The organism is Actinoplanes sp. L3-i22, assembly GCF_019704555.1.
Classification (GTDB): Bacteria; Actinomycetota; Actinomycetes; order Mycobacteriales; family Micromonosporaceae; genus Actinoplanes.
Map to the genome: position 1 here is coordinate 7,322,272 of NZ_AP024745.1, position 22,620 is coordinate 7,344,891.

The 22,620-nt window shown below is 74.7% G+C and carries 25 protein-coding genes; 16 read left to right on the forward strand and 9 right to left on the reverse strand.

The annotated features are described in order from the left end of the window. Positions 1-36: 36 nt before the first annotated feature. On the forward strand, positions 37-648 hold the full coding sequence (locus L3i22_RS32920) for a fibronectin type III domain-containing protein (RefSeq protein WP_221321379.1): 612 nt from the start codon (positions 37-39) through the stop codon (positions 646-648). A 9-nt stretch (positions 649-657) separates the two neighbouring features. Continuing rightward, entirely contained in the window at positions 658-1,248 is a 591-nt protein-coding gene (locus L3i22_RS32925; RefSeq protein ID WP_221321380.1) for a hypothetical protein, read from the forward strand. A gap of 3 nt (positions 1,249-1,251) precedes the next feature. Here the strand turns inward: L3i22_RS32925 and L3i22_RS32930 are convergent, their stop codons facing one another. Then, positions 1,252-2,040, reverse strand: coding sequence for an ABC transporter permease (locus L3i22_RS32930; protein ID WP_221321381.1), 789 nt, complete (start codon positions 2,038-2,040; stop codon positions 1,252-1,254). Continuing rightward, positions 2,037-2,762 (reverse strand): ABC transporter ATP-binding protein, encoded by a 726-nt coding sequence (locus tag L3i22_RS32935; protein ID WP_221321382.1) that lies wholly within the window; start codon positions 2,760-2,762, stop codon positions 2,037-2,039. The genes L3i22_RS32930 and L3i22_RS32935 overlap by 4 nt, the downstream gene beginning before the upstream one ends. A gap of 122 nt (positions 2,763-2,884) precedes the next feature. Between L3i22_RS32935 and L3i22_RS32940 the strand changes: the two genes are divergently transcribed. Both L3i22_RS32940 and L3i22_RS32945 read left to right on the forward strand, forming a co-directional pair. Further along, positions 2,885-4,093 carry a histidine kinase gene (locus tag L3i22_RS32940; RefSeq protein WP_221321383.1) on the forward strand — a complete coding sequence of 403 codons (1,209 nt, stop codon included), beginning with the start codon at positions 2,885-2,887 and terminating at the stop codon, positions 4,091-4,093. 108 nt (positions 4,094-4,201) lie between these two features. Further along, entirely contained in the window at positions 4,202-4,867 is a 666-nt protein-coding gene (locus L3i22_RS32945; protein ID WP_255657351.1) for a response regulator transcription factor, read from the forward strand. Positions 4,868-4,871: 4 nt separating this feature from the next. On the opposite strand, the gene L3i22_RS32950 is transcribed toward L3i22_RS32945, so the two are convergent. Further along, positions 4,872-5,648 (reverse strand): hypothetical protein, encoded by a 777-nt coding sequence (locus L3i22_RS32950; RefSeq protein WP_221321384.1) that lies wholly within the window; start codon positions 5,646-5,648, stop codon positions 4,872-4,874. A gap of 287 nt (positions 5,649-5,935) precedes the next feature. Between L3i22_RS32950 and L3i22_RS32955 the strand changes: the two genes are divergently transcribed. Genes L3i22_RS32955 through L3i22_RS32965 form a run of 3 tightly spaced genes read left to right on the forward strand, consistent with a single transcriptional unit; the run spans position 5,936 to position 9,344 of the window. Then, positions 5,936-6,469 (forward strand): PadR family transcriptional regulator, encoded by a 534-nt coding sequence (locus L3i22_RS32955; RefSeq protein WP_221321385.1) that lies wholly within the window; start codon positions 5,936-5,938, stop codon positions 6,467-6,469. Beyond that, positions 6,466-7,149: an ABC transporter ATP-binding protein gene (locus tag L3i22_RS32960; protein WP_221321386.1), complete on the forward strand. Its 684-nt coding sequence runs from the start codon at positions 6,466-6,468 to the stop codon at positions 7,147-7,149. The genes L3i22_RS32955 and L3i22_RS32960 overlap by 4 nt, the downstream gene beginning before the upstream one ends. After that, positions 7,146-9,344, forward strand: a complete 2,199-nt coding sequence (locus tag L3i22_RS32965) for an FtsX-like permease family protein (protein ID WP_221321387.1) — start codon at positions 7,146-7,148, stop codon at positions 9,342-9,344. Before L3i22_RS32960 ends, L3i22_RS32965 begins: the two co-directional genes overlap by 4 nt. Positions 9,345-9,349: 5 nt before the next feature. Here L3i22_RS32965 and L3i22_RS32970 read toward each other — a convergent pair whose 3' ends face one another. The 4 genes from L3i22_RS32970 to L3i22_RS32985 are packed head-to-tail and all read right to left on the reverse strand — an operon-like array spanning position 9,350 to position 13,846. Then, the gene (locus tag L3i22_RS32970) at positions 9,350-11,947 is read right to left on the reverse strand and encodes an ABC transporter permease (protein ID WP_221321388.1); all 2,598 of its coding nucleotides are present in this window, start codon (positions 11,945-11,947) and stop codon (positions 9,350-9,352) included. Beyond that, complete coding sequence (locus tag L3i22_RS32975; protein ID WP_221321389.1) at positions 11,944-12,558, reverse strand: ABC transporter ATP-binding protein; 615 nt, start codon at positions 12,556-12,558, stop codon at positions 11,944-11,946. The genes L3i22_RS32970 and L3i22_RS32975 overlap by 4 nt, the downstream gene beginning before the upstream one ends. After that, complete coding sequence (locus L3i22_RS32980; protein WP_221321390.1) at positions 12,555-13,208, reverse strand: ABC transporter ATP-binding protein; 654 nt, start codon at positions 13,206-13,208, stop codon at positions 12,555-12,557. The genes L3i22_RS32975 and L3i22_RS32980 overlap by 4 nt, the downstream gene beginning before the upstream one ends. Next, positions 13,205-13,846 (reverse strand): hypothetical protein, encoded by a 642-nt coding sequence (locus L3i22_RS32985; protein WP_221321391.1) that lies wholly within the window; start codon positions 13,844-13,846, stop codon positions 13,205-13,207. Before L3i22_RS32985 ends, L3i22_RS32980 begins: the two co-directional genes overlap by 4 nt. Positions 13,847-13,936: 90 nt before the next feature. On the opposite strand from L3i22_RS32985, the gene L3i22_RS32990 reads away from it, so the two are divergent. Beyond that, on the forward strand, positions 13,937-15,136 hold the full coding sequence (locus tag L3i22_RS32990) for an ATP-binding protein (RefSeq protein ID WP_370644553.1): 1,200 nt from the start codon (positions 13,937-13,939) through the stop codon (positions 15,134-15,136). Here L3i22_RS32990 and L3i22_RS32995 read toward each other — a convergent pair. Further along, positions 15,115-15,813, reverse strand: a complete 699-nt coding sequence (locus tag L3i22_RS32995; protein ID WP_221321393.1) for a response regulator transcription factor — start codon at positions 15,811-15,813, stop codon at positions 15,115-15,117. The two genes, L3i22_RS32990 and L3i22_RS32995, sit on opposite strands and share 22 nt — an antisense overlap. A 126-nt stretch (positions 15,814-15,939) precedes the next feature. Between L3i22_RS32995 and L3i22_RS33000 the strand changes: the two genes are divergently transcribed. The 5 genes from L3i22_RS33000 (at position 15,940) to L3i22_RS33020 (ending at position 19,194) form a co-directional block, all read left to right on the forward strand. Next, the gene (locus L3i22_RS33000; protein ID WP_221321394.1) at positions 15,940-16,254 is read left to right on the forward strand and encodes a PadR family transcriptional regulator; all 315 of its coding nucleotides are present in this window, start codon (positions 15,940-15,942) and stop codon (positions 16,252-16,254) included. Then, complete coding sequence (locus L3i22_RS33005) at positions 16,251-16,988, forward strand: hypothetical protein (RefSeq protein ID WP_221321395.1); 738 nt, start codon at positions 16,251-16,253, stop codon at positions 16,986-16,988. Before L3i22_RS33000 ends, L3i22_RS33005 begins: the two co-directional genes overlap by 4 nt. Continuing rightward, on the forward strand, positions 16,985-17,704 hold the full coding sequence (locus L3i22_RS33010) for an ABC transporter ATP-binding protein (protein ID WP_221321396.1): 720 nt from the start codon (positions 16,985-16,987) through the stop codon (positions 17,702-17,704). Before L3i22_RS33005 ends, L3i22_RS33010 begins: the two co-directional genes overlap by 4 nt. Next, the gene (locus tag L3i22_RS33015; protein ID WP_221321397.1) at positions 17,691-18,488 is read left to right on the forward strand and encodes an ABC transporter permease; all 798 of its coding nucleotides are present in this window, start codon (positions 17,691-17,693) and stop codon (positions 18,486-18,488) included. The genes L3i22_RS33010 and L3i22_RS33015 overlap by 14 nt, the downstream gene beginning before the upstream one ends. 85 nt (positions 18,489-18,573) lie before the next feature. Next, positions 18,574-19,194: a DedA family protein gene (locus tag L3i22_RS33020; RefSeq protein WP_221321398.1), complete on the forward strand. Its 621-nt coding sequence runs from the start codon at positions 18,574-18,576 to the stop codon at positions 19,192-19,194. A gap of 219 nt (positions 19,195-19,413) precedes the next feature. Here L3i22_RS33020 and L3i22_RS33025 read toward each other — a convergent pair whose 3' ends face one another. Then, positions 19,414-20,043 (reverse strand): phosphatase PAP2 family protein, encoded by a 630-nt coding sequence (locus L3i22_RS33025; RefSeq protein WP_221321399.1) that lies wholly within the window; start codon positions 20,041-20,043, stop codon positions 19,414-19,416. Between the two features lie 57 nt (positions 20,044-20,100). Here L3i22_RS33025 and L3i22_RS33030 point away from each other — a divergent pair, with 57 nt between their 5' ends. The 3 genes from L3i22_RS33030 (at position 20,101) to efeO (ending at position 22,572) form a co-directional block, all read left to right on the forward strand. Next, on the forward strand, positions 20,101-20,460 hold the full coding sequence (locus tag L3i22_RS33030) for a BlaI/MecI/CopY family transcriptional regulator (protein WP_255657352.1): 360 nt from the start codon (positions 20,101-20,103) through the stop codon (positions 20,458-20,460). Beyond that, positions 20,457-21,347: a M48 family metalloprotease gene (locus L3i22_RS33035; RefSeq protein ID WP_221321401.1), complete on the forward strand. Its 891-nt coding sequence runs from the start codon at positions 20,457-20,459 to the stop codon at positions 21,345-21,347. Before L3i22_RS33030 ends, L3i22_RS33035 begins: the two co-directional genes overlap by 4 nt. A gap of 88 nt (positions 21,348-21,435) precedes the next feature. Next, entirely contained in the window at positions 21,436-22,572 is a 1,137-nt protein-coding gene (efeO, locus tag L3i22_RS33040) for an iron uptake system protein EfeO (protein WP_221321402.1), read from the forward strand. Positions 22,573-22,620 lie beyond the last annotated feature (48 nt).

Below are 22,620 nucleotides of genomic sequence, written 5' to 3' on the forward strand. Positions count from 1 at the left end.
ACGACTTCTGGCATCCCCCGTCGGAAGGCAGGCACCATGCACCTACGCCGCATCGTTCTCAGCGCCGCAGCCGGCGCCGCCCTCCTGGCCACCGGCGCCTGCGGGACGAGCACCGCCACCCCCGCCGCCGCCGCTTCGCCCGCGCCGCTCTCCGCCGCCTGGTACGCCGGTGGCGCCGCGCCCGCCCCCAGCGTCGCGCCGGCCCAGGTCGCACCGGGCGCCTACCACCCGGTGGCCGTCTCGACCGGGCAGTACCTCGCGGTCTCCCCCGCCGCCACCCGGACGACCGTCCCGGCCTCGGTCGCCGCCACCGCCAACTGCTCCCCCGCGCTCGGGCCGGCCACCACCGTCCCGGTCACCGCGACCGCCGGAACCGGGACGATCACCGCGCGCTGGACCGAGCTGAGCGACCCGGCGGTGCTCACCTACCGGGTCGCCGCGATCCCGGACTACGGGCCGCCGACCCGGTGGCTGACCGTCGCCGCCACGCACACCTGCAACCCGATGAGCGTCGCGATCACCGGCCTGACCAAGGGTGCGCACTACCAGGTCTGGGTGGACGCGGTGCACACCGGCACCACGTACGGGACCAGCGGTGTCGTGCTGGAAACCATGATCGGCCGTTCGCTCACCGTCACCGTCAACTGAGGACTCCCCATGTCTGCTCCGCGCCTCGTCACCGCCGGTGTCATCGCCCTCGTCGCGCTCTCCGGCTGCGCCACCACCACGACCACGACCACCGCGGTCGCGGCCCCGGTCGCCGCCAAGGCCGCCCTGGTCAAGGCCGTTCCGGCCGCGCCGGTCGGCAAGCCGCCGGCGCTCGCCACCACCGGCAGCAACTGGCCCAAGGTCGTCGGCTCGCTGGTCACCTACGGTCAGTGGCTGCTGGCCAACCCGAACCCGGCGCTGGCGAGCGGCATCACGGTCGCCGGCTGCGCCGCCGACAACACCTTGACGGCGGAATTGCGGACGTACGTCGAACAGGGCGCCTACGTGCAGCCGACCGCGCCCGTCCTGACCAGCATCGTCGGACCCACCGGCACGATCGGCGGCCAGGTGACGGTCGACATCCAGGCGGTGCGCGGCAGTGAGCCGGTCTACGTCCGCACCAGCTCCGGCAGCACCACGCACGTGGTCGCCGCGCGGGCCGCGCTCGCGCCGACGAGCATGAGCCTCACCCTGATCCGGGGCGCGGACGCCCGCTGGCGGATCTGCACCGGCACGGACGCGGTCACCACCCTGCTCTGACGGTCACGCGTCGCGCCGCCGGAAGACCAGGAACGCCGCGCTCAGGAAGGCGAGCGGCCAGCACAGGTAGGCGAGCCAGGCCTCGGCGGCCGGCGGGTAGGTGTCCCCGAGGAACTGCGGCGGGCCGTACGCCTCGGTCAGCCGCTGCCAGGCGGACAGCACCATGGTGTGCCGGATCTCCGCGCCCGGATGCTGCTTGGCCGTGAAGAGCTGCGGCACGAGCACCAGCAGCACGATCGCGGCCACGTAGCTGGCGCCGCCGTGCCGCAGCAGCACCGCGATGCCCAGGCCGATCAGCGCCGCCACCGGCGCGACCAGGGTGGCGCCGGCCAGCGCGGTGAGCGTGCCCGGGTCGCTCAGGGCGGCGTTCGCGTCCCGGCCGGACAGGATCCACTGGGACACCGCGAACCCGCCCGCCGCGCCGCACACCCCGGTCACGGTCCAGGCCGCGGCGACCACGATCACCTTGGCCAGCAGCACCCGGGACCGGGCCGGGACCGCGACCAGGGTCACCCGGATCAGGCCCGAGCCGTACTCGCTGACCATCGTGGCCGCCCCGGAGCTCGCGGCGATCACCAGCAGGATCAGGTACGCCATCAACGGGAACGCGTCGCTGAGCGCGAAGCCGTGCTCCAGCTGCTGCTGCGGGCTCAGGCGCGGGAAGTTCGCGTACTCCTCCCGGGCCGACATCGCCGCGCCGACGATCACGGTGAGCGCCGTGAGGCCCAGCGTCCACCAGGTCGAGCGCAACGAGCGCAGCTTGAGCCACTCGGCGGCGATCAGCGCGGTCATCGGGCACCGCCGGCCCGGTAGTCGACGTTCGCCGCGGTCAGCTCCAGGAACGCGTCCTCCAGGGAGTCGTACGAGCCGGTCAGCCCGGCCACCGAGCCGGTCGCCAGCAGCCGGCCCTGACCGATCACGACCAGGTCGTCGGCGGTCGCGGCCAGCTCGCCGATCAGGTGGCTGGAGAGGAACACCGTCCGGCCCTCGGCGGCGAGCCGGCGGAACAGCAGGCGCACCCAGCGCACCCCCTCCGGGTCCATCCCGTTGACCGGCTCGTCGAAGATCAGCACCGGCGGGTCGCCGAGCAGCGCGGTGGCCACCCCGAGCCGCTGCCGCATGCCGAGCGAGAACGTGCCGACCCGGCGGCCGGCCACCTCGGTCAGGCCGACCTCGCCGAGCACCTCGTCCACCCGGCGCCGCGGCAGGTCGTTGCCGCGGGCGAGGGCGGCCAGGTGCACCGCGGCGCTGCGGCCCGGGTGCGCCTGCTGGGCGTCCAGCAGCGCGCCGGCGTGCCGTAGCCCGCGGCGGTGCCGGCCGAACGCCGTACCGCTGATCGTGGCGGTGCCGCCGTCCGGCCGGTCCAGGCCGAGCAGCACGCGCAGGGTGGTGGTCTTGCCGGCGCCGTTCGGCCCGAGGAACCCGGTGACCCGGCCCGGGCGGGCCACGAACGACAGTCCGGCCACCGCGGTGGTCCGGCCGTACCGTTTGACCAGCTCGTCGACTTCAATCATGGCGATACCGTGGCCCGCCCGGGCGGGTGTCGTCATCGGACCGCGGACCGGCCCGGGATCCGCCCGTGGACGGCATACCTTGGTCGGATGCCGGCCGGTCCGGCGGTCGATACGCTCGGCGCATGTCTGGCTCACCGCATCGCCGATCGATGCCGCTGGGCGCCTGGGTCGCGCTGCTCTGGTGCGCGGCGACGTTCTGGGTGCTGCGCGGCTTCTCCGGCGTGCCCGGCATGCCATCGGGGCTGCCGCAGCCGGCGGCCTGGGTCTGGGCGGTGACCGCGGTGTGCGCCGGGAGCGGGATCGTGGCCGGCGTGCTGGCCCGCCGCCGGCCGCTGACCGCGCTGTACCTGCTGGTCGCCGCCGGGACGGTGATGGTCCTGGCGCTGGGCCACCACGCGATGGCCGCCTCGCTGGACAGCTCGCTGGCGATGCTGCTGCTCTCCGCCGACGTGGTGATGGTGCATCTGGTGGCGAGCCGGCCCCGCTGGACCTGGCCGGCCGGGCTGCTGCCGGTGCTCGCCGTCGAGCCGGCCGGTGTCGCGCTGCGGACGTTCGCCGGCCACCCGGACGACCACGGGCAGCTCGGGCCGGATCTCGACTGGACCGCCTGGGTGGCGTTCGTGGTGCTGCCGCTGCTGGTGGCCGGCCTGGTCGGCTACTCGGTGCGCCAGGCCCGGGGCAACGCGCGCCGGCTCAGCGAGCAGGCCGCCACCCAGGCCGTGCTGGCCGAGCGGCTGCGCATCTCCCGGGAACTGCACGACCAGGTGGCGCACAGCATCGGGATCATCGCGCTGCAGGCCGGTGCCGCCGCCCGGGTCCTGGGCACCCAGCCCGAGCAGGCCCGGGCGGCGATGCGGGCGGTCGAGGCGACCGGCCGGGACACCCTGGCCGGCCTGCGCCGGATGGTCGGCACGCTGCGCGAGACGGACCAGCCGCGGCCGGCCCGGCTCGCCGACGTCGACCGGCTGATCGCGGCCGTCGTCGCGGCCGGGGTCGACGTCGATCTGAGCTGGCACGGCGCCCGGCGCCCGCTGCCGGAGGAGGTGGAGCTGTCGGCCTACCGGGTGATCCAGGAGTCGCTGACCAACGTGCTGCGGCACGCCGGGGTCACCGGCTGCCGGGTGTCGGTGGCCTACCATCCGGCCGAGCTGGCCATCGAGGTGCTCGACGACGGTCCGGGCGCCGCCGCCACGGCGCCCGCCGGGTTCGGCCTGATCGGGCTGCGGGAGCGGGTCGCCCTGCTCAACGGCACGTTCGCGGCGGGCACCCGGGCCGGCGGCGGCTTCCGGGTGGCGGTCCGCCTGCCCGCCGCCGCAGGAGCGAGCGGGTGATGCCGGAGCGCAGTGGAGGTGGCGGCGTGAACGGGCCGGTGGCGGCGTGAGCGCGGCGGAGGCGGCGGTGTGAGCGGGCGCGTGGCGGCGGAGGGCGGCGGAGGTGGCGTGAGTGGGCGGGTGGCGGCGGTGCGGGTGTTGCTCGCCGATGACCATGCGCTGGTCCGCACGGCGCTGCGGATGGTGCTGACCGACGCCGACGACATCGAGGTGGCCGGCGAGGCGGGGTCCGGCGCCGAGGCGGTCCGGCTCGCCGGTGAGCTGCGGCCGGACGTGGTGGTGATGGACATCCGGATGCCCGGGATGGACGGGATCGAGGCCACCCGCCGGATCAGCGCGATCCCCGACGCGCCGTGGGTGGTCGTGCTGACCACGTTCGACGACGACGAGTACGTCTACGGCGCGCTGCGGGCCGGCGCCTCCGGCTTCCTGGTCAAGGACATGGCGCTGGAGGAGATCGTGGCGGCGATCCGGGTGGTCGCGGCCGGTGACGCGCTGGTCGCCCCGAGCGTCACCCGCCGCCTGATCGCGCTGGTCGCCGCGCATCCCGAGCCGGCCGGTACGCCGCCCGCGCTGACCGGTGTCACCGACCGGGAGCGTGCGGTGCTGACCCTGGTCGGGCGGGGCGCCTCGAACGCCGAGATCGCCGTCGGCATGCACATCACCATGCCGACGGTGAAGAGCCACGTGAGCCGGTTGATGACCAAGCTGGGCGCCCGGGACCGGGTGCAACTGGTGATCATCGCCTACCGCACCGGCCTGGTCCTGCCCTGACTCCTCAGGAGGAGGCGGCCGGGACGGGCGCGGTCGCCGCAGGCGCTGTCGCTGCCGGCGCGGTCGCCGCAGGCGCTGTCGCTGCCGGGGCGGTGCTGCTGGAGGTCGACGGCGCCGGGGTGGACTGGTCGTCGCCCCGCTGGCCGTGGTTGCCGTTCCGCTCGCCGCGGCCGTTCTGGCCGTCGCGGTCGCGGCCGTTCCCGTTGGTCCCGCCGCGGCCGTTCTCGCTGTTCCCGCCGTTGTCGTCGTCGCTGTCTCGGCCGTCGGCTCGGGTGTCGCCGCCCTGGTGGTTGCCGCGGCCGTTGCCGTGGCCGTCGCCGAACTCGGCCGCCGCAGCGACCGCGCCGGCGCCGAGCACGACGCCGAGGAACAGGGCCGCGCCGGTGGTCACCAGCGGCAGTCGGCGCCGGTACCAGCGTTCGCGGGGAGCCGCGGCCACCGGAACGGCAAAGACCGGCCCCAGCGCGTGCGCCGTGGAGGGCTGGTGGGCCACGGAGGGCTGGTGGGCCACGGAGGGCTGGTGGGCCGCGGCCGGCTGGTCGGGCGACGCCGCGGGCTGATGCGCCGCAGCCGGTTGGGCGGGCGTCGCCGCGGGCTGGGCTGCCGCACCCGACTGGTCGGGCGCCGCCGCCGGCTGGGGCGCTGCGGCCGGGTGGGCGGGCGTCGCGGTGGGCTGGGCGGGCGTCGTGTCGGCCGGGGTGGTGGCGTTCGTGCCGGCGACGTGCTCGGCGCCGGGCGCTTCGTCGCTGTCGTGGGGCTGGCGCGGGGTCAGGTCGCTCATGGTCTTGCTCGCTCTCTCAGGTGAGTGGCCGACAGGGTGCGCTATCGATCCGTACCAAAAAATCGGGGTTGATCGTTGGTTTCGGGTCGGTGGGGGCGTGCGGCGGCGCTGTGTGGTTCACGATCGGCGGCGCGGCTAAGAACATCTGTCGGACCCGCCTAAGAGCGGCGTAAGAACGCCGTCACCCAGCGCAAACCCGTTCAGCGTCCACTCAGCATCGATGTGCTTCGACGCGACCTACCTCGCGGGTATATACGCGAGGTATACACCCGGTGTATGGTCGCCGCATGAGTGTTCCGCTGACCCTTCTCGGCCTGCTCGAGCGAGCCCCGAGCCACGGCTACGACCTCAAGCGCGACTACGACGCGTTCTTCGGCGTCGGCAAGTCGCTGCCGTTCGGGCAGGTCTACGCGACCCTGAGCCGGCTCTCGCGGGACGGCAAGGTGGTGATGGACGAGGTGGCCCCCGGCGACGGGCCCGAGCGCAAGCGCTACGTGATCACCGACCAGGGCGCGACCGAGGTGAACACCTGGCTGGCCGACCCGGTCGCGCCCGAGCCGCACCTGCAGAGCGTGCTGTTCACCAAGGTCGTCCTGGCCCTGATGCTGGACCGCCCGGCGGAGGCCTATCTGGACGCCCAGCGCGGCGCCCACGTCGCCCGGATGCGCGAGCTGACCGAGATCAGGCGCACCGGCGGCCTGATCGAGAAGATGCTCGCCGACCACGGCCTGTTCCACCTCGAGGCCGACCTGCGCTGGATCGACACCACGGCCGCCCGCCTGGACGCGCTGCGCACCGAGATCACCGGGGGGAAGCCGTGACCGCCGCGCTGTCCGCCACCGACGTCCGGCTGTCGTTCGGGGCGACGCCGGCGCTGCGCGGGGCCGACCTGGACGTCGCCGAGGGCGAGATCGTCGCGGTGATGGGCCCGAGCGGCTCCGGCAAGTCGACGCTGCTGCACTGCCTGGCCGGCATCCTGGTCCCGGATGCCGGGGAGATTCACTGCGATGGCGTACGGATCGACAACCTGACCGAGAAGGCCCGCAGCGAACTGCGCCGCGACCGGTTCGGGTTCGTGTTCCAGTTCGGACAGCTGGTCCCCGAGCTGACCGCGGTGGAGAACGTCGCCCTCCCCCTGCTGCTGGGCGGCACCCGCCGCGCCGCCGCGATCGAGCGGGCCCGCGCCTGGTTCACCCGCCTCGGCCTGGACGGCCTGGAGCTGCGGCGGTCCGGGGAGCTCTCCGGCGGCCAGGCGCAACGGGTCGCCCTGGCCCGCGGCCTGGTCGCCAGCCCGCGGGTGCTGTTCGCCGACGAGCCGACCGGCGCGCTCGACTCGCTCACCGGCGAGCAGGTGATGGACCTGCTGGTCGCGGCCGCGCGGGAGCAGGGCACGACGGTGGTGCTGGTGACCCACGAGGCCCGGGTCGCCGCGTACGCCGACCGCCTGGTGATGGTCCGCGACGGACGGGTGACCACGCCGGCCGGGGTGACCGCGGCATGATCACGCTCGGACTGAGGCTCGCCGTGGCGGGTGGCCGCGAGGCCGTGCTGCGCCTGGCCGTGCTGGCCGCCGCGGTCGCGATCGGGGTCGGCATGCTGCTCGCCGCCGTCGCCGGGGTCAACGCGGTGCACAGCCAGAACCTGCGGTATGCCTGGCTCAACAGCCAGGTCACCAGCGCCGCTACCGGGCCGGAGGCGCCCGACCCGGCGCTCTGGGCGGTCCGCGAGGGCTACTTCCACGGGCATCCGATGGCCCGGGTCGACGTGGCGATCTCCGGCCCGCACGGCGCGCTCCCGCCCGGGATGACCGCGCTGCCCGCGCCGGGCGAGTTCTACGTGTCCCCCGCGCTCGCCCGGCTGCTCCGCGACTACCCGGCCGACCAGCTGCGGGACCGGTTCCCGGGGCGGCAGGCCGGCCTGCTCGGCCGGGCCGCGCTGGCCTCGCCGGACTCGCTGGTCGTGGTCATCGGGCAGACCCGGGAGCAGGTCAGCCGGATCGAGGGCGCCGGCGAGGTCACCAGGCTCGTCACGATCTCGCCCGACGACTGCGACGGCTGCGTGATCGGGATCGGCTCCAACGGCATCGCGCTGACCCTGTCGGTGGTCGCCGCGGCGCTGCTCTTCCCGCTGGTGATCTTCATCGGGACGGCCACCCGGCTCTCCGCCGCCCGCCGCGAGCAGCGGTTCGCCGCGATGCGGCTGATCGGCGCCACCCCACGGCAGATCACCCTGTTCGCCACCGTCGAATCCGCGGCGGCCGCGGCCGCCGGCACCCTCGCCGGGTTCGGGGTGTTCTTCGCGATCCGCGCCGGGCTCGCCCAGATCCCGTTCACCGGTGAGCCGTTCTTCTCCGACGACCTGTCGCTGACGCTGACCGACGTGCTGGTGGTCGCGCTCGGAGTGCCGCTCGCCGCGGCCCTGGCCGCCCGGGTCGCGCTGCGCCGGGTCCGGATCTCCCCGCTCGGGGTCACCCGGCGGGTCACCCCGAAACCGCCGCGGGCCTGGCGGGTCCTGCCGCTGCTGGCCGGGCTGGGCGAACTCGCCTACCTGCTCGGCGACCGGCCGCGGACGACCCACGGGCAGATGATCGCGTACCTCTCCGGGATCTTCGCCGTGATGATCGGCCTGATGATCGCCGGGCCGTGGCTGGCGATGGCCGGGTCCCGGCTGCTGGCCCGCCGCGCGCAGCGGCCCGCGACGCTGATCGCCGGGCGGCGGCTCGCCGACGACCCGCGGGCCGGGTTCCGCGCGGTCAGCGGCCTGATGCTGGCCCTCTTCGTGACCAGCGCGGCGACCGGCGTGATCACCACGATCATGGCCGAGCGCGGGGGTGGCGCGGCCGGCGCGGCCGCGCACGACTTCGTGTCGATCAACGCCCTGCCCCGCGACCAGGGTGTCCCGGCGGACTCCCTGCGTCTGCCGCCCGGCCTGGCCGCGCACCTGATCCGGATCAACCCCGAGTCACGGCCGGGAAGCCTGAGCCTGCCCGGGCTGATCTCCTGCGCCGAGTTGGCCGCGATCCCGGCCGCCGGCACCTGCCCGTCCGGGGCGCGGGTCGCCGAGGTGTACCCGGGGCTGACCGGCCCGAAGAACCTCGCCGGCACGGCCACCGGCCCGGTCTGGCCGGCCGCGACGACGAGCGAGGACCGGTTGGCCGGGCTCAACGTGATCAGCGCGGTGGTGGCGACCGACGGCTCGCCGGCCGCGATCGAGCGGGCCCGGACCGCGCTCAACGGGATGCTCCCGGACAGCCGGACGGCCGCCACCGACGCCGAGCACTTCGGCGACTTCACCCGGCTGCTGGCCCAGTTCCAGCGGCTGGCCGACGTGGCGATCCTGTCCAGTCTGGTGATCGCCGGGTGCAGTCTGGCGGTCAGCGTCGTCGGCGGGCTCACCGAGCGGCGCCGGCCGTTCGCGATGTTGCGCCTGACCGGCGTGCGCCTGGCCGAGCTGCGCCGGGTGGTGGCGCTGGAGACGGCCGTACCGTTGCTGGTCGTCTCCGCCGTCGCCGTAGGCGTCGGATTTCTGGCCGCGCATCTGTTCCTGCGCTCCCAGATGCGGTACGACCTGCACGCCCCCGACCCGGTCTACTACCTGACCGTGGCCGGGGGCCTGCTCGCCTGCCTCGGCGTCGTCCTCGCCACGATGCCGCTGCTGGCCCGGATGACCGGCCCGGCCACGGCCCGCAACGAATAGCCGCCTCAGAGGTCGCGCAGCCGGGCGGCGTCGACCCGGTTCGCCCAGCGGGCCGAGCCCAGCGTGGCCAGCAGCGCCGTGGCGGTGACCGCCGCCGTGACCAGCGCGACGAACGTCCACGGGATCGCCGGCTGTTCCGGCGGCGGGTCGAAGATGCCGGTCAGCACCTTGATCAGCTCGGCGGCGAGCAGCGCCCCGGTGACCAGTCCGCCGAGCACCCCGGCGGCGGTCAGGATCCGCGCCTCGGTCCACAGCAGCCCGGCCCGCTGCCGGGCCGAGGCGCCGAGCACCGCCAGCGCGGTGATCGATCGGCGGCGCTGGGTGGCCCCGACCACCAGGACCAGGCCAGCGCTGGCCGCGGCCAGCAGCACCCCGAAGGCCAGGGTGAGCCCGGACAGCCCGGCGAGGCTGCCGGCGGCCAGGCCGGACGCGGACGGCACCGCGACCCGGGGCGCGGTGATGTCGTTGACCAGCGCGGCCTGCGGCGCGTGGATCGCCGCGGCCACCGCGGCCGGCGCCGGGGTGCGCACCAGCAGGGTCTGCACGGCGGTCAGGCCGGTCGCCGCGGCGACGTACGAGCGGTTCGCCAGCACGAAGCTGTCCCGGGGCGCGGTGGCGAACTCGGTGACCACGCCGACGACGTGGAACGACACCGCCCGATAGGCGCCGGTCGCGTCCTTGAGCCGTAGCCGCACCTGGTCGCCGGGGTGCAGCTGGTAGTCGTGCAGCGTCTCCTGGGACAGCAGCGCGCCGTCCGGGGTGGCGGCGAGACGGGCGAACACGTCGCGGATCGAGCTGCCCGGGGTGAACGCGTCCTGCAGCGGGGCGGCCCGGCCGACGGTGGCGGGGTCGATGCCGTACAGGTCCTGCAGGTCCGGTCCGACGTAGACGAGCCGGTGGCTGACCTGCTCGACGGCGCTGACCCCGGGCACCGCGGCGATCGCCGGGTCGAGGCCGGTGGTGCTGTCCGGGGCGACGGTGACGGCGACGTCCGAGCCGACGGTCAGCGCGGTGTCCAGGCGGGCCTGCTGGTCGTAGGTGTGGGTGAAGACCGCGGCCGAGACGGTCACCGCGACCGCGACCGCCAGCCCGGTCACCCCGCGGGCGATCAGCACCCGCCGGCGGCGGACCACGTCGTGGCGCAGGTCCCGGAACCGGCCGCCGGGGTCCGCGGCGGGTGTCCGCGCCGGGCGGTCGAGGATCAGCACGGTCACCCGCCAGATCAGCAGGGCCATGCCCGGCCAGGCCAGGGCCGGGGCGAGCAGCGCGGCGTAGTTGACCGAGGTGACCGGAACGCCCTCCGGGACCACCACCACCTGGTACTTGCCGCGGGCAGTCAGCCAGAAGACGATCGCCGAGCTTGCCAGCAGCAGCAGGTCGAGCCCGAGTCGCAGGGGCAGCGGCAGGCGGGTGGGTGGCATCCGGTGCACCGTGTCCGCGATGGTGGGCGCGGTGCCGCGCAGCGTGCCGGCGACCGGGGCCAGCTCGGTGCCGGCCGCGAGCAGCACCCCGGTGATCGCGCCGGCGGTCAGCCAGCCGGGCGTCACCGGCCCGAACGGCCCGGCCCGGGAGGCCACGATCGCGGCGGCGACCCCGAGACCGGCGCCGAGCAGCCCGTCGAGGACGGCGGTACCGCCGAGCAGCAGGGCCGCCCGGCGCGGGGTGACCCCGCGCAGCCGCAGCAGGGCGAGGTCGCGGCGCTGCCGGTCGTTGCGCAGCGAGACCACCAGCGCGGTGACCACCGCGGCGAGGACCAGGCCGGGCACGCCGAGCAGCAGCACGAGCAGACGGGCGTAGATCGCGTCCTCGCGCGCCGCGGACAGTGCGACCTGCAGGTTGTCGCCGATCAGGGCACCGCCGGCCACCGCCGCGGCGTAGTGGTTGGCCCGCTGGGTGTCCTCGGCCGCGGCCCGCGCCGGGTCGGCGGGCAGGGACGCGCGGTCCAGCCGGACGTGGAACTGGTGCACGACCGTGGCGCCGGCGGTCAGGGCCGCGAATCGCTCCGGGCCGACCAGCAGGACGTTGTCCGGCGGCGCGGTCGCGCCGGAGCCCGCCGGGGCGCCGACGACCTGGAAGAACGAGTCGGCGTTGGGCAGTTCGGCCACCCCGGTGACCGGGACGGGCCGGCCGGCGCCGAGCACGGTGACCGGGTCGCCGGGGGCGGCGCCGAGGTTGGACGCGGTCTGCTGTTGCAGCACCGCCCCACCGGCGCCGAGCAGCATCCGGATCTCGCTCGGGGCGAACGCCGGGTAGTCCGCGGGCAGGGCCACCACGTAGGCGGCGCCGGTGGTCCGGGTGCCGTTGCCGGGCGAGGTCGCGGTCAGGCCGGGGACCTTGGCGTAGTCGACGGCCCGGAAGCCGGTCAGCCCCGGCACCGCGGCGAGCGCGGTGCCGGGGCTCGCCGGGTCACCACCCGCGGTGACCTGCACCTGCCAGTCGACCGGCACCCGGGCGGCGGCGCGGTCGGTCAGCCGGGCGCCGGTCTGCGCGGTGAACGCGCCGAGCAGGACGAGGAAGGCGACGGTCAGCGCGACGGCGACGGCCGCCGCGACGGTCTCGGCCGGGCGGCGCAGCAACCCGCGCAGCACGTAGCGGAAGGTCATCGGAGCGCCTCCTGGGCGGCGATCGCGGTCCGGGCCGGGAAGCGCGCCGCCAGGGCCGGATCGTGGGTGGCGACGATCAGGGCGGCGCCGGAGTCCCGTGCGTACCCGGTCAGGACGTCGAGGGTGTGCGCGCCGGTGACCTGGTCCAGCGCGGCGGTGGGCTCGTCGGCGAGCAGCAGTCGCGGGCGCACGGCCAGGGCGCGGGCCAGTGCGACCCGCTGCTGCATGCCGCCGGACAGCTCGGCGGGCAGCGCGTCGTCCACGCCGTCCAGGCCGAAGTCGGTGAGCAGCGCGCGGGCCCGGTCCCGGGCCTCGGCCGGGGCGACGCCGCGGATCCGCAGCCCGAGAGTGGCGTTCTGCACCGCGGTCAGCTCCGGGACCAGGGACGGGGCCTGCGGTACGTACATCACCTCGGCCGCCCCGAGTCGCAGGTCGACGGTCCCGGTGGACGGCACGAGCAGCCCGGCCAGCACGAGCAGCAGGGTGGTCTTGCCGGAGCCGGAGCGGCCGGTCACCGCGTGCTGCTCGCCGGCGGCCACCTGGACGGACACGTCGTCGAGCACGATCCGGCCGGCCATCGCGACCGTGATGCCGGTGGCGGACAGGATCACGTCAGTCTCCCGTCGACCAGGTGCAGCACCCGGTCCGCGTGCTCGGCGACGGCCGCGGCGTGGGTGACGATCACGGTGGCGCCGTGCGCCGGGCGCCAGTGCGTGAGCAGGTCGAGAATGGTGCTCTCCTCGTCCCGGCTGACCTCGGCGGTGGGCTCGTCGGCGAGCAGCACGTCCGGGGCGCCGGCCAGGGCGACCGCGAGCCCGGCGCGGGCGGTCTCGCCGCCGGACAGGGTGCGGGGCAGGCTGTCCCGGACGGCGGTCAGCCCCAGCCCGTCGATCAGGTCGGCCGGCGACGGGCCGCCCGGGCCGCTCAGCGACGCGGCGAACCGGATGTTCTCCCGCACGCTCAGGTGCCCGAGCAGGCCGCTGCTCTGGGTGAGGACGCCGAGGTGCGCCGCCCGCAGCCGGGCGGCCCGGGCCGGGCGCTGATGGCTCAGCCGGTGCCCGGCGACGTCGATCCAGCCGCCGTCCGGGTCGTCGAGGCCGGCGAGCAGGTGCAGCAGCGTGGACTTGCCGGAGCCGGACGGGCCGGTGACGGCGACCGTCTCCCCGGCCGCGCAGGTGAGCGAGACGTCCCGCAGGGCGGCGATCTCGGTGCCGCCACGCCGGTAGAAGCGATGCAGGCCGTACGCAAGAAGGGGGGTCATGAGATCTTCAGGCTTTTGATCATCGTGCGGTACGCGTCGACGTTGTCGGCGCCGACCGGGCCGAACAGCTCGACGATCACCTCCCGGCCACCGGCGACGATCTCGTAGCGTTCCACCTCGTCGCGGTACTGCCGGCCGGTGACCGGGTCCGGGGCCGAGTTGCGGCGGTAGACGATCCGCACGCCCGCGCCGGCCGGCACGCTCACCTCGGTGATGCCGCGCAGCTCGAACGCGGCCTGACCGCTCCGCAGGGCGGGCACGTCCTGCTCGGTGGCGGAGGCGCCGGTCGGCGTGGTGGTGGCCGAGCCGACGGTGGCCTGGACGCCGTTGAGCTTGTCGGTGAAGGTGACCGTGGCGCCCTGGGTCTTCTCGGCCCAGCCCTCCGGATGGGTGAATCGGTACTTCCCGGCGGCGTTGGTGTATTCGACGAAGGCGATGTTGTCCGGGATGTCGCCGGGCGGGTTCTGCTCGGCCGGCACGGCCTTCTCCGGACCGGCCGGCGCGCCGCTGGACGCGGCCGGAGCTGCCGAAGCAGTGGTCGGAGCTGCCGGAGCGGTGGCCGGGGCGGTCGGTGTGCCGGAGTGGCCGCACGCGGCGAGGAGGAGCACGAGCGCGACCCAGGGGTTGATTCGTGGCATGCCGGCGACGCTAGGGAAGCCCCGGCCAGCGCCCGGTCAGCGAAAGGTAAAGGAGCATTTTGCCTGCCGCCTTCCTACAGTACGTAGGTGATGCGAACCCGGGTGCGCAACGCGATCCTGCTCGTCGTGGCGTTGTCCCTGATGCTGTTCGGCCTGCCGCTGGCGATCGTGCTGGACCAGTTGGTGACCAGTCAGGCCCTGGCCCGGCTGCAGCGCGACGCCACCCGCGCGGTCGCCGCCGTGCCGGACGACTTCCTCGGGCCCGGCACGTCGCTGCGGGTCCCGGCCGGCATCGCGGTCTACGACGCCCGGGGCGACCGGCTCGCGGGCACCGGGCCGGCCCGCTCGGCGCTGGCCGCGCAGGCCGTCGACGGGCACGAGCACGACGGGGACGACGGTGCCGACCTGGCCGTCGTGATGCCGGTCATCTCGGACACCACGGTCGCCGGCAGCGTCCGCGCGGCGGTACCGCTGGACCGGCTGCGGGCCAGCAGCTACCGGATCTGGGGGCTGCTCGCCGGCCTCGCCCTGCTGGTGATCGCGGTGGCGATCCTGCTGGCCCGGCACTCGGCCGCCCGGATCGCCCGGCCGTTCGAGATGCTCACCGGGGCGGCCCGTGGACTCGGCGACGGCCGCTACGACCTGCGGCTGCCACGCTGGGGCAGCACCGAGGCGGACGCCGCCGGGGACGCCCTGCGGGACAGCGCCGCCCAGATCGAGGAGCTGGTCCGGCACGAGCGCGAGTTCGTCCGGGACGCCTCCCACCAGCTGCGGACGCCGCTGGCCGGGCTGGTGCTCGCCCTGGACCGGCCGGAGCCGGACGTGCCGGCCGCGCTGTCCCGGGCCCGGGACCTGGAGACGACGATCGCGGACCTGGTCGCGCTGCGCGGCCGGACCGGGGCCGGGGCCGGCGACCCGGGCCGGATCGCCGCCGAGGCCGTGCGGCGGTGGCATGCCCCGGAGCGTCCGGTGCTGCTGCGCAGCGACGTCGACGACCTGGTCACGCTGAGCGGGCCGGCCCTGCGGCAGAGCCTGGACGTGCTGCTGGACAACGCGATCCGGCACGGGCGCGGGACGGTCACGGTGACCGTCGAACCGTACGGGAAATCGGTGTTGATCAGTGTCACCGACGAGGGTGACGGGTTCACGGACGGGGCGCCGCTGGGCAACGGCCTGACCATGGTGACCGGGATGGTGGAGCGGGTCGGCGGGTCCCTGCTGATCCGCCGCCGCGGGCCGCACCCGCGCGTCGCCCTGCTGGTCCCGTTTCAGTCCGTCTCGAACCGGTAGCCGTAGCCGCGCAGCGTCGCGATCCGGTCCCAGCGGTCCCCGGCGTCGGCGAGCTTGCGGCGCACACTGGCCACGTGCACGTCGAGGGTCTTGGTCGAGCGCGACCAGTGCTCGTCCCACACCACGTCCATCAGGTGCTCCCGGCGCACCGCCTCGCCGGCCGCGGCCACCAGCACCGCGAGCAGCTCGTGCTCCTTCGGCCGCAGCTCGATCTCCCGGCCACCGACCCAGGCCCGGCGGGCGCGCTGGTCCAGCCGCACCGGCCCGGCGGACAGCTCCGGCGGCCCGGTGTCGCCGCGGCGCCGCAGGTGGGCCCGGAGCCGGGCGCGCAGCTCGACCGGCCGGAACGGCTTCATCACGAAGTCGTCGGCGCCGCCGTCGAGGGCCCGGACCGCGTCGGCCTCGTCGGTGCGGGCGGTCACCACCACCACGACGACCTCGGCGGACCGTTCCCGGATCGACGCGCACAGCTCCAGGCCGTCACCGTCGGGCAAACCGAGATCCAACAGAATCAGATCCGGTACGCGGTCACCCACCAGCCGTGCCGCGTCCGCCGACGTGCGCGCCCACCGGACCTCGTAGCCGTCCAGGGCCAGCGCGCCGGCCAGTCCCGAGCCCACGTCCCGGTCGTCCTCGACGACCAGGACCCGGGGTGGTGCGTCCACGCTGTCGCTCACCGTCGCACCGTAGCGCCGTGGGCCGCGCCGCTCCTATCGACCCGATTCAGGGAATCCTCAGGAGCCCCCTGTCGCTATATCGCCCCGCGTAGTACGTTGGACGATATAGCGACGGACGGAGTAGAGATGGTGGACGACCTCGGCCGCTGGGCCGAACCGGGCCTGCTGATCCTGGCGAGCCTGGCCGACGGTGCGAAGCACGGCTACGCCATGACCACCGACATCGCCGAGCAGGTCGGCGTGACGCTCGGCCCCGGGACGCTCTACGCGGCGCTGACCCGGCTGGAGAAGAGCGGCCTGATCGAGGGCCTGCCCGCGGACGGGCGGCGCCGGCCGTACCGGCTGACCGCGGCCGGCGCCGCCGAGCTGTCCGCCCAGGCGACCCGGATGCAGCGGCTGGCCGCCCTGAGTCTGGGCCGGCTCGGGACGGCGCCGGCATGAGCGGCGACGGGCGTCTGGTGCGGACGCTGGTGGCCTGCTACCCGGCCGCCTGGCGCCGCCGCTACGGCGAGGAGTACGCGCAGCTGCTGCACGACCTGCGGATCCACCGGCGACCGGGACTGATCGCCGACTCGGTCCTCGGGGCCGCCCGAGCTCACGGAGGTGCACTGATGTCCGACGGAGTGGTGTGGGCGACCGGCCTGTTCACGGTCGCCGGGATCGGCTTCGCGAAGCTGGCCGAGGACTTCACCGGCCGGGCGACCGGCACGTACGCGCTGCTGGTGGCCGCGGCCGCGGTGGCCCTGCTCGCGCTGGCGCTGGCCGCCGCGCCCGCGCTCCGGCAGCCGGGCGCGTGGAAGTACCTGGCCGTCCCGCTCGCCGGCGCGGCCGCCTGGTACGGCGTCCTGCGGCTGGTCCTGGCCACCTCGGCCGGACACGCCGGTTTCCTGGTGCTCGCCGCGGCCGGGATCGCCGTGGTCGCCGCGACCGCCTGGGCCGCCACCCGGGCCCTGCGCCAGGCCGCGCCGGCCCGGATCGGCCTGCTCCGGACGGTCGCCGGCGCGATGGCGGTGGCCACCGTCGCGGTCGCGGCGTGGGGTCCGCAGGTGCACTCCGGCGTCCACGACCAGCACGGGTTCCTGGCCACGCCGTCGCTGTACAGCTGGGCCGCCGTCGTCGTCGCGCTGGGCGCGTCCACCGCGATGGCCACCCTCGGCCTGCGTCACCGGTCATGATCCGGGCGGACGGGCTGTCCAAACGGTACGGCCGGCGGCACGCCGTCGACCTGCTCACCTTCTCGGTGCGCGCCGGCCAGGTCTGCGCCCTGCTGGGGCCGAACGGAGCCGGCAAGACCTCGACCATGCGGATGCTGGTCGGCCTGGCCAGAGCCGACGCCGGCACGGTGCGGATCGCCGACCAGGCGGTCCACCTGGGCGCGCCGGTCCTGCACCGGGTCGGCGTGCTGATCGACGGTCCGGCGTTCGTCCCCCATCTGAGCGGGAACGCGAACCTGCGCCTGCTGTGGGGCGCGTCGCGCCGGGCCTGGCCGCCACCCGGGCTGACCGACGCGCTGGAGCTGGCCGGCCTCGGCTCGGCGCTCGATCGCAAGGTCAAGGGCTACTCGATGGGCATGAAGCAGCGCCTCATGCTGGCCGCCGCGCTGATGCGCGACCCGGACGTGCTGATCCTCGACGAGCCGGCCAACGGGCTCGACCCGGCCGAGGTCCGGGCCCTGCGCCGGCACCTGGCCGCCCGGGCCGGGGCCGGAGCCGCCGTCCTGATCTCCAGCCATCAGCTCGCCGAGGTCCAGCAGCTGGCCAGCCACATCGTGGTGCTCAACCACGGCCGGCTGGTGACCGCCGGCCCGCTCGACTCGTTCCTGACCGCGGACCGGTCCCTGGAGGACGTCTACCTGGCGATGACCGAAGGAGCCGGCGATGCTGCGCGGTGAGCTCCGGACCCAGATCCTGCGTCTGCGGACGATGATCGCGCTGGCCTGCCTGGCCGCCGTGCCGATCGCCGCGGGGTGGTCGTTCGCCTCGTCCGCCGGGCACCGCAACGGCACCGAGAGCGGCCTGTTCGGCGCGTCGCCGTTCTCCGCCCTCAACCACGCGATGGCCAGTCAGCAATTCATCGGCCCGCTGCAGCTGCCGATCGTGGTGGCCTTGCTGGCGGCCACGATCGCGTCCGCCGACCGCGACTGGGGCATCCTGCGCTACCTCTACGTCGCCCCGGTCACCCGCGGCCGGCTGCTGGCCACGAAACTGGCCGCCACCGCCGTCGCCACCACGCTCGCCGTGCTAACCGTGCCGGCGGCCGGCCTGGCCGCCGGCACGGTGCTGTTCGGCTGGCATCCGTTCCACGTCATCGGCGCCGCCGACCTCACCGCCGGGGGCGCGGCGGCCCGGTCGCTGGCGGCCACCGCGTACCTGCTGCTGTGCATGCTCGCGATGGCCGCCATCGCGTTCACCCTGGGCCTGCTGCTGCCCCGCGGCGCGGAGGCGCTCGCCGCCGCGATCGGCTTCGTCGTGCTCGCCGGTGTGCTCAACGGCCAGGACGCCCTGCACGCGGTCGCCGTCGTCCTGCCGGTCCACTACTGGCAGAACTGGGTGGGCCTGTTCGATCCGGCCGGGGCCACCGGCCTGGGGACGGGCGTCCTCGTCCAGACCGGCACGATCGCCCTGTGCGTGGCCGCGGGTTGGGTGATCCTGCTCCGCCGCGACCCGGCGGCCTGATCGTTCGCCAGGTTTACCGTGTCCGGCATCGGAAACCTACATCGTGTAGGTTTTTGCGTTCCAACCCCTGACGAAGGACGCCTCGATGCCGCAGTTCCTGGATCCGAACTGGCTGATCTCGACGTTCGGCCTGGCCGGCATCCTGGCGATCGTCTTCGCCGAGTCCGGGCTGCTGTTCGGTTTCTTCCTGCCCGGCGACTCGCTGCTGTTCACCGGCGGCCTGCTGATCGCCGACGGCACCTATCTGCACCAGCCGCTGTGGCTGATGTGCCTGCTGGTCTCGATCGCCGCGATCGCCGGTGACCAGTTCGGCTACCTGTTCGGCAGACGCTTCGGTCCCGCACTGTTCCGCCGCCCCGACTCCCGCCTGTTCAAGCAGGAGAATCTGACCAAGGCCCAGAACTTCTTCCAGAGGTACGGGGCCCGCTCGATCGCCCTGGCCCGCTTCGTACCCATCGTGCGCACGTTCACGCCGATCGTGGCCGGCGCGAGTCACATGCACTACCGCACGTTCCTGCTCTACAACGTGCTCGGCGGCACTCTCTGGGGCTGCGGGGTCACCACGCTGGGCTACTTCCTCGGCCAGATCCCGTTCGTGAAGAACAACATCGAGTTCATCCTGATCGGCATCGTCGCCGTCTCGGTCCTGCCGATCGGCATCGAACTGCTCCGCGCCCGCCGCCGCGACCGGGCCGAGCCCCGCTGATCGTCTCTCAGCGTGACCTCAGCGCCGGTTGACCAGGATCACCTGGTGACGATCGTCCTCGCCCTCCTGGCCGTGGCCGCGGCGCTGCTCTCGATGTGGGTCCGCCGGCCGCGCAGCTCACCGACCCAGCCCGGCATCAGGCACGGCCGGGCCCCGGCCCGATTCCGATCAAAACCTTCCCGGGGGTACGGCCGTACCCGGCGCCCCAGCTCTCCCCGTTCACCCAACCGGAGCCCCTGACCGCGCGTCGAGCAACCGCCGCAGCGCCAGGTCCAGGCCGCACACCATCGTCACCGTGAACAGCCAGGCCCCGACCACGTCGCTGGGCCAGTGCACGACCAGCGCGACCCGGCTCACCCCGACCGCCACCGCCCACGCCCCGGCGAGCACCGCCAGCGCGACCCGGGCCCGCCGGCCGCGCAGCATCGGCCCGCAGACCAGCACCAGGACCAGCGCCGCGGTCGCCGAGGCGGTGCTGTGCCCGGACGGGAACGACCAGCTCGACGCGGGAGCGAGCTGGTCGAGCGGGCGGGGCCGGGCGATCAGCGCGAGCACGATCAGCCGCACGCTCGGCACGACGGTCAGCGCCACGGCGACGAGGACGGCCTGCCGCCACCGGCCGGTGACCAGCAGGATCACGCAGCCGAGGACGGCCAGCGGGCCGAGCACCGACAGGCTGCCGGTCACCGTGATCGCCGACATGATCGCCCGCCAGAGCGGATGGGCGAGCGCCACGGTGTGCGCCCATTCGCTCACCCACGCGTCGAAGCTCAGCAACGGCCCGAACCCACCGGCCACCGCGAGGGCGAGCAGTGCGAACGCGGCGCCGGTGCAGCCAAGCAGGATCATGCCGTCGAGCCTATCTCCTACACCATGTAGGTGCTCATGTCTGGCTATCCTGACGGGGTGAAGGACAGACGACGGCCGGGCACCCTCGAGGCGGCGGCGATGGCCGCGTTGTGGGCGGCCGGCGCTCCGATGACGGCGGCCCAGGTGCAGCAGCAGGTCGGCGACGACCTGGCGTACAACACCGTGCAGACCATCCTGATCCGCCTGCACGAGAAGGGCCAGGTGCACCGCCGTCGCGCCGGCCGCGGCCATGAGTACTGGCCGGTCGAGGACGCGGCGACCGCCGCCGCCGCGCAGATGCGGGCGGCCCTGCCGGACGGCACCGACCGGCACGCCGTGCTCCAGCAGTTCGCCGCCTCGCTCGACGCCGCCGACGTCGCCATCCTGCGGGAGCTGCTCGAACAGCCGCCGGCATGACCTTCGCGGTCTACCTTCCGCTGCTGCTGGCGCTGCCCCTGGCGCTGGTCGCCCGGTGGGTCGCGGGCCGCGGCGCCCCCGGCCCGGCCGCCTGGACGCTGACGATCACCGCGGTCGTCGCGGCCGCCGCGTCCACCTGGTCGCTGACCATGCTGGCGCTGACCATGCTCGACGACGTCCCGCCGCTGTCCGCCCTGGACGACTCCCCCACCCTGGAGCTGCCCGAGCCGGTGCCCGGCCCGATCGCGCTGATCGCCGGGATCCTGCTGCTCGTGGGTGGTTTTCAACTGCTTGCCGAGGTACGACGAAGGGCCGTCACCCACCGTGCCCTGCGCGCGGTCGGCACCGTCCAGAACGGCATGGTCGTCGCCGACTGGACCAGGCCGATGGCGGTGGCCGTCCCCGGCACCCCCGGCCGCCCCGGCCACCTGCTCGTGACCACCGGCCTGCTCCGGCTGCTCGACGCGACCGAGCGCGAGGTGCTGTTCGCCCACGAGCAGGCCCACCTGCGGCACCGGCACCACCGCCTGACCACCGCCACCGCCGCAGCGGCCGCCCTGAACCCGCTGCTGATCCCGGTCCGCGACGCGGTCGCCTACCTGGTCGAGCGCTGGGCCGACGAGGAGGCCGCGGCCCAGGTCGGCGACCGCCGGCTGACCGCCGCGGCGGTGGCCCGGGCCGCCCTGGCCGCCTCCGGCCCGGGGCCGGCCACCGCGCTGGGCATCGACGGCGGCGCCGTGGTCCGCCGGGTCCGGGCCCTGCACCAGGCGACCCCGGCCCGCCTGCTGCGCCGCCTGATCCTGCCGGCCCTGCTCGGCACCGGCCTGATCGCGATCGCCGCGGTCGCCACCGAGGCCTTCGTGGACCTGGCCCGCGCCTGGCTCTGAGCTTCCACCATGGTCGGAGTTGACGAACACCTACAACTTGTAGGAGATTCGGGGAGTTAGGCAAGCCTTCCCTCAAGGAGTCCTCCCCATGCGTACCTCCCGGCTGCTCACGGCCGCCCTCGCCACCGGCACCACCGCCGCCTGCCTGACCGCCTGCTCCGGCACCGCCACCCCGGCCGACCCCGCCGCCACCGGCAAGATCGCGATTCACGCCGCCGACACCAGCTGCACCGCGGCCGCGAGCACCGCGCCCGCCGGCACCGCGGTCTTCGCGATCAGCAACGAGGGCTCCAAGGTCACCGAGTTCTACGTCTACGCCGAAGGCGACCGGGTGCTCGGCGAGGTGGAGAACATCCTGCCGGGCGTCACCCGGGACCTGCACGTCGAGCTGCCGGCCGGCGCCTACCAGCTGACCTGCAAGCCCGGCATGGTCGGCGCCGGCGTCCGCACCGCCCTGCACGTCACCGGCTCGTCGGCGCCGCTGACCGCGGACGCGGCCCTGGCCGAGGCCGCCGCGAGCTACCAGCGCTACGTCACCACCGAGAGCGCCGGCCTGCAACAGAAGACCAAGGAGTTCACCGACGCCGTCAAGGCCGGCGACCTCGCCAAGGCGAAGGCGCTCTACCCGGTCGCCCGCACCTACTGGGAGCGCATCGAACCGATCGCCTCCAGCTTCGGCGACCTCGACCCGAAGGTCGACGGCCGGGCGGACACGATCGAACCCGGCGCCGAGTTCACCGGCTTCCACCGCCTGGAGAAGGACCTCTGGCAGACCGGCGACATCAGCGACTCCGGACCCATCGCCGACCGGCTGACCACCGACATCGCCGAGATCGCCGCCCGCTCGACGGCCGTCCGGCTGTCCCCGCTGGCCCTGGCCAACGGCGCGAAGAGCCTGCTCGACGAGATCGCCACCGGCAAGATCACCGGCGAGGAGGACCGCTACTCGCACACCGACCTGTGGGACTTCGCGGCCAACATCGAGGGCTCCAAGGCCGCGATCGCCGCGCTCCGGCCGGTCCTGCAGCAGCGCTCCCCCGACCTGATCGCCCAGGTGGACGCCGGTTTCGCCACGGTCGACGCGGCCCTGGCCAAGCACCGCGCCGGCGACGGCTACCGGCTGCACACCGAGCTGTCCAAGGCCGACCTGAAGGAGCTGTCCGACGTGATCAACGCCCTGGCCGAGCCGGTCAGCCGGGTGGCGGCCGCGATCACCCGTCAGTGATCCGGGCGGCGCTTTCAGCGTTTTCTCACCTGGCGGCCGGAACGATGC

Bases quoted from the DNA above. Each gene is read 5' to 3' on its own strand.
- L3i22_RS32920 (WP_221321379.1), top strand. From the start codon at position 37: ATGCACCTACGCCGCATCGTTCTCAGCGCCGCAGCCGGCGCCGCCCTC.
- L3i22_RS32925 (WP_221321380.1), top strand. From the start codon at position 658: ATGTCTGCTCCGCGCCTCGTCACCGCCGGTGTCATCGCCCTCGTCGCG.
- L3i22_RS32930 (WP_221321381.1), bottom strand. From the start codon at position 2,040: ATGACCGCGCTGATCGCCGCCGAGTGGCTCAAGCTGCGCTCGTTGCGC.
- L3i22_RS32935 (WP_221321382.1), bottom strand. From the start codon at position 2,762: ATGATTGAAGTCGACGAGCTGGTCAAACGGTACGGCCGGACCACCGCG.
- L3i22_RS32940 (WP_221321383.1), top strand. From the start codon at position 2,885: ATGTCTGGCTCACCGCATCGCCGATCGATGCCGCTGGGCGCCTGGGTC.
- L3i22_RS32950 (WP_221321384.1), bottom strand. From the start codon at position 5,648: ATGAGCGACCTGACCCCGCGCCAGCCCCACGACAGCGACGAAGCGCCC.
- L3i22_RS32955 (WP_221321385.1), top strand. From the start codon at position 5,936: ATGAGTGTTCCGCTGACCCTTCTCGGCCTGCTCGAGCGAGCCCCGAGC.
- L3i22_RS32965 (WP_221321387.1), top strand. From the start codon at position 7,146: ATGATCACGCTCGGACTGAGGCTCGCCGTGGCGGGTGGCCGCGAGGCC.
- L3i22_RS32970 (WP_221321388.1), bottom strand. From the start codon at position 11,947: ATGACCTTCCGCTACGTGCTGCGCGGGTTGCTGCGCCGCCCGGCCGAG.
- L3i22_RS32980 (WP_221321390.1), bottom strand. From the start codon at position 13,208: ATGACCCCCCTTCTTGCGTACGGCCTGCATCGCTTCTACCGGCGTGGC.
- L3i22_RS32985 (WP_221321391.1), bottom strand. From the start codon at position 13,846: ATGCCACGAATCAACCCCTGGGTCGCGCTCGTGCTCCTCCTCGCCGCG.
- L3i22_RS32990 (WP_370644553.1), top strand. From the start codon at position 13,937: ATGCGAACCCGGGTGCGCAACGCGATCCTGCTCGTCGTGGCGTTGTCC.
- L3i22_RS33000 (WP_221321394.1), top strand. From the start codon at position 15,940: ATGGTGGACGACCTCGGCCGCTGGGCCGAACCGGGCCTGCTGATCCTG.
- L3i22_RS33005 (WP_221321395.1), top strand. From the start codon at position 16,251: ATGAGCGGCGACGGGCGTCTGGTGCGGACGCTGGTGGCCTGCTACCCG.
- L3i22_RS33010 (WP_221321396.1), top strand. From the start codon at position 16,985: ATGATCCGGGCGGACGGGCTGTCCAAACGGTACGGCCGGCGGCACGCC.
- L3i22_RS33015 (WP_221321397.1), top strand. From the start codon at position 17,691: ATGCTGCGCGGTGAGCTCCGGACCCAGATCCTGCGTCTGCGGACGATG.
- L3i22_RS33020 (WP_221321398.1), top strand. From the start codon at position 18,574: ATGCCGCAGTTCCTGGATCCGAACTGGCTGATCTCGACGTTCGGCCTG.
- L3i22_RS33025 (WP_221321399.1), bottom strand. From the start codon at position 20,043: ATGATCCTGCTTGGCTGCACCGGCGCCGCGTTCGCACTGCTCGCCCTC.
- L3i22_RS33035 (WP_221321401.1), top strand. From the start codon at position 20,457: ATGACCTTCGCGGTCTACCTTCCGCTGCTGCTGGCGCTGCCCCTGGCG.
- efeO (WP_221321402.1), top strand. From the start codon at position 21,436: ATGCGTACCTCCCGGCTGCTCACGGCCGCCCTCGCCACCGGCACCACC.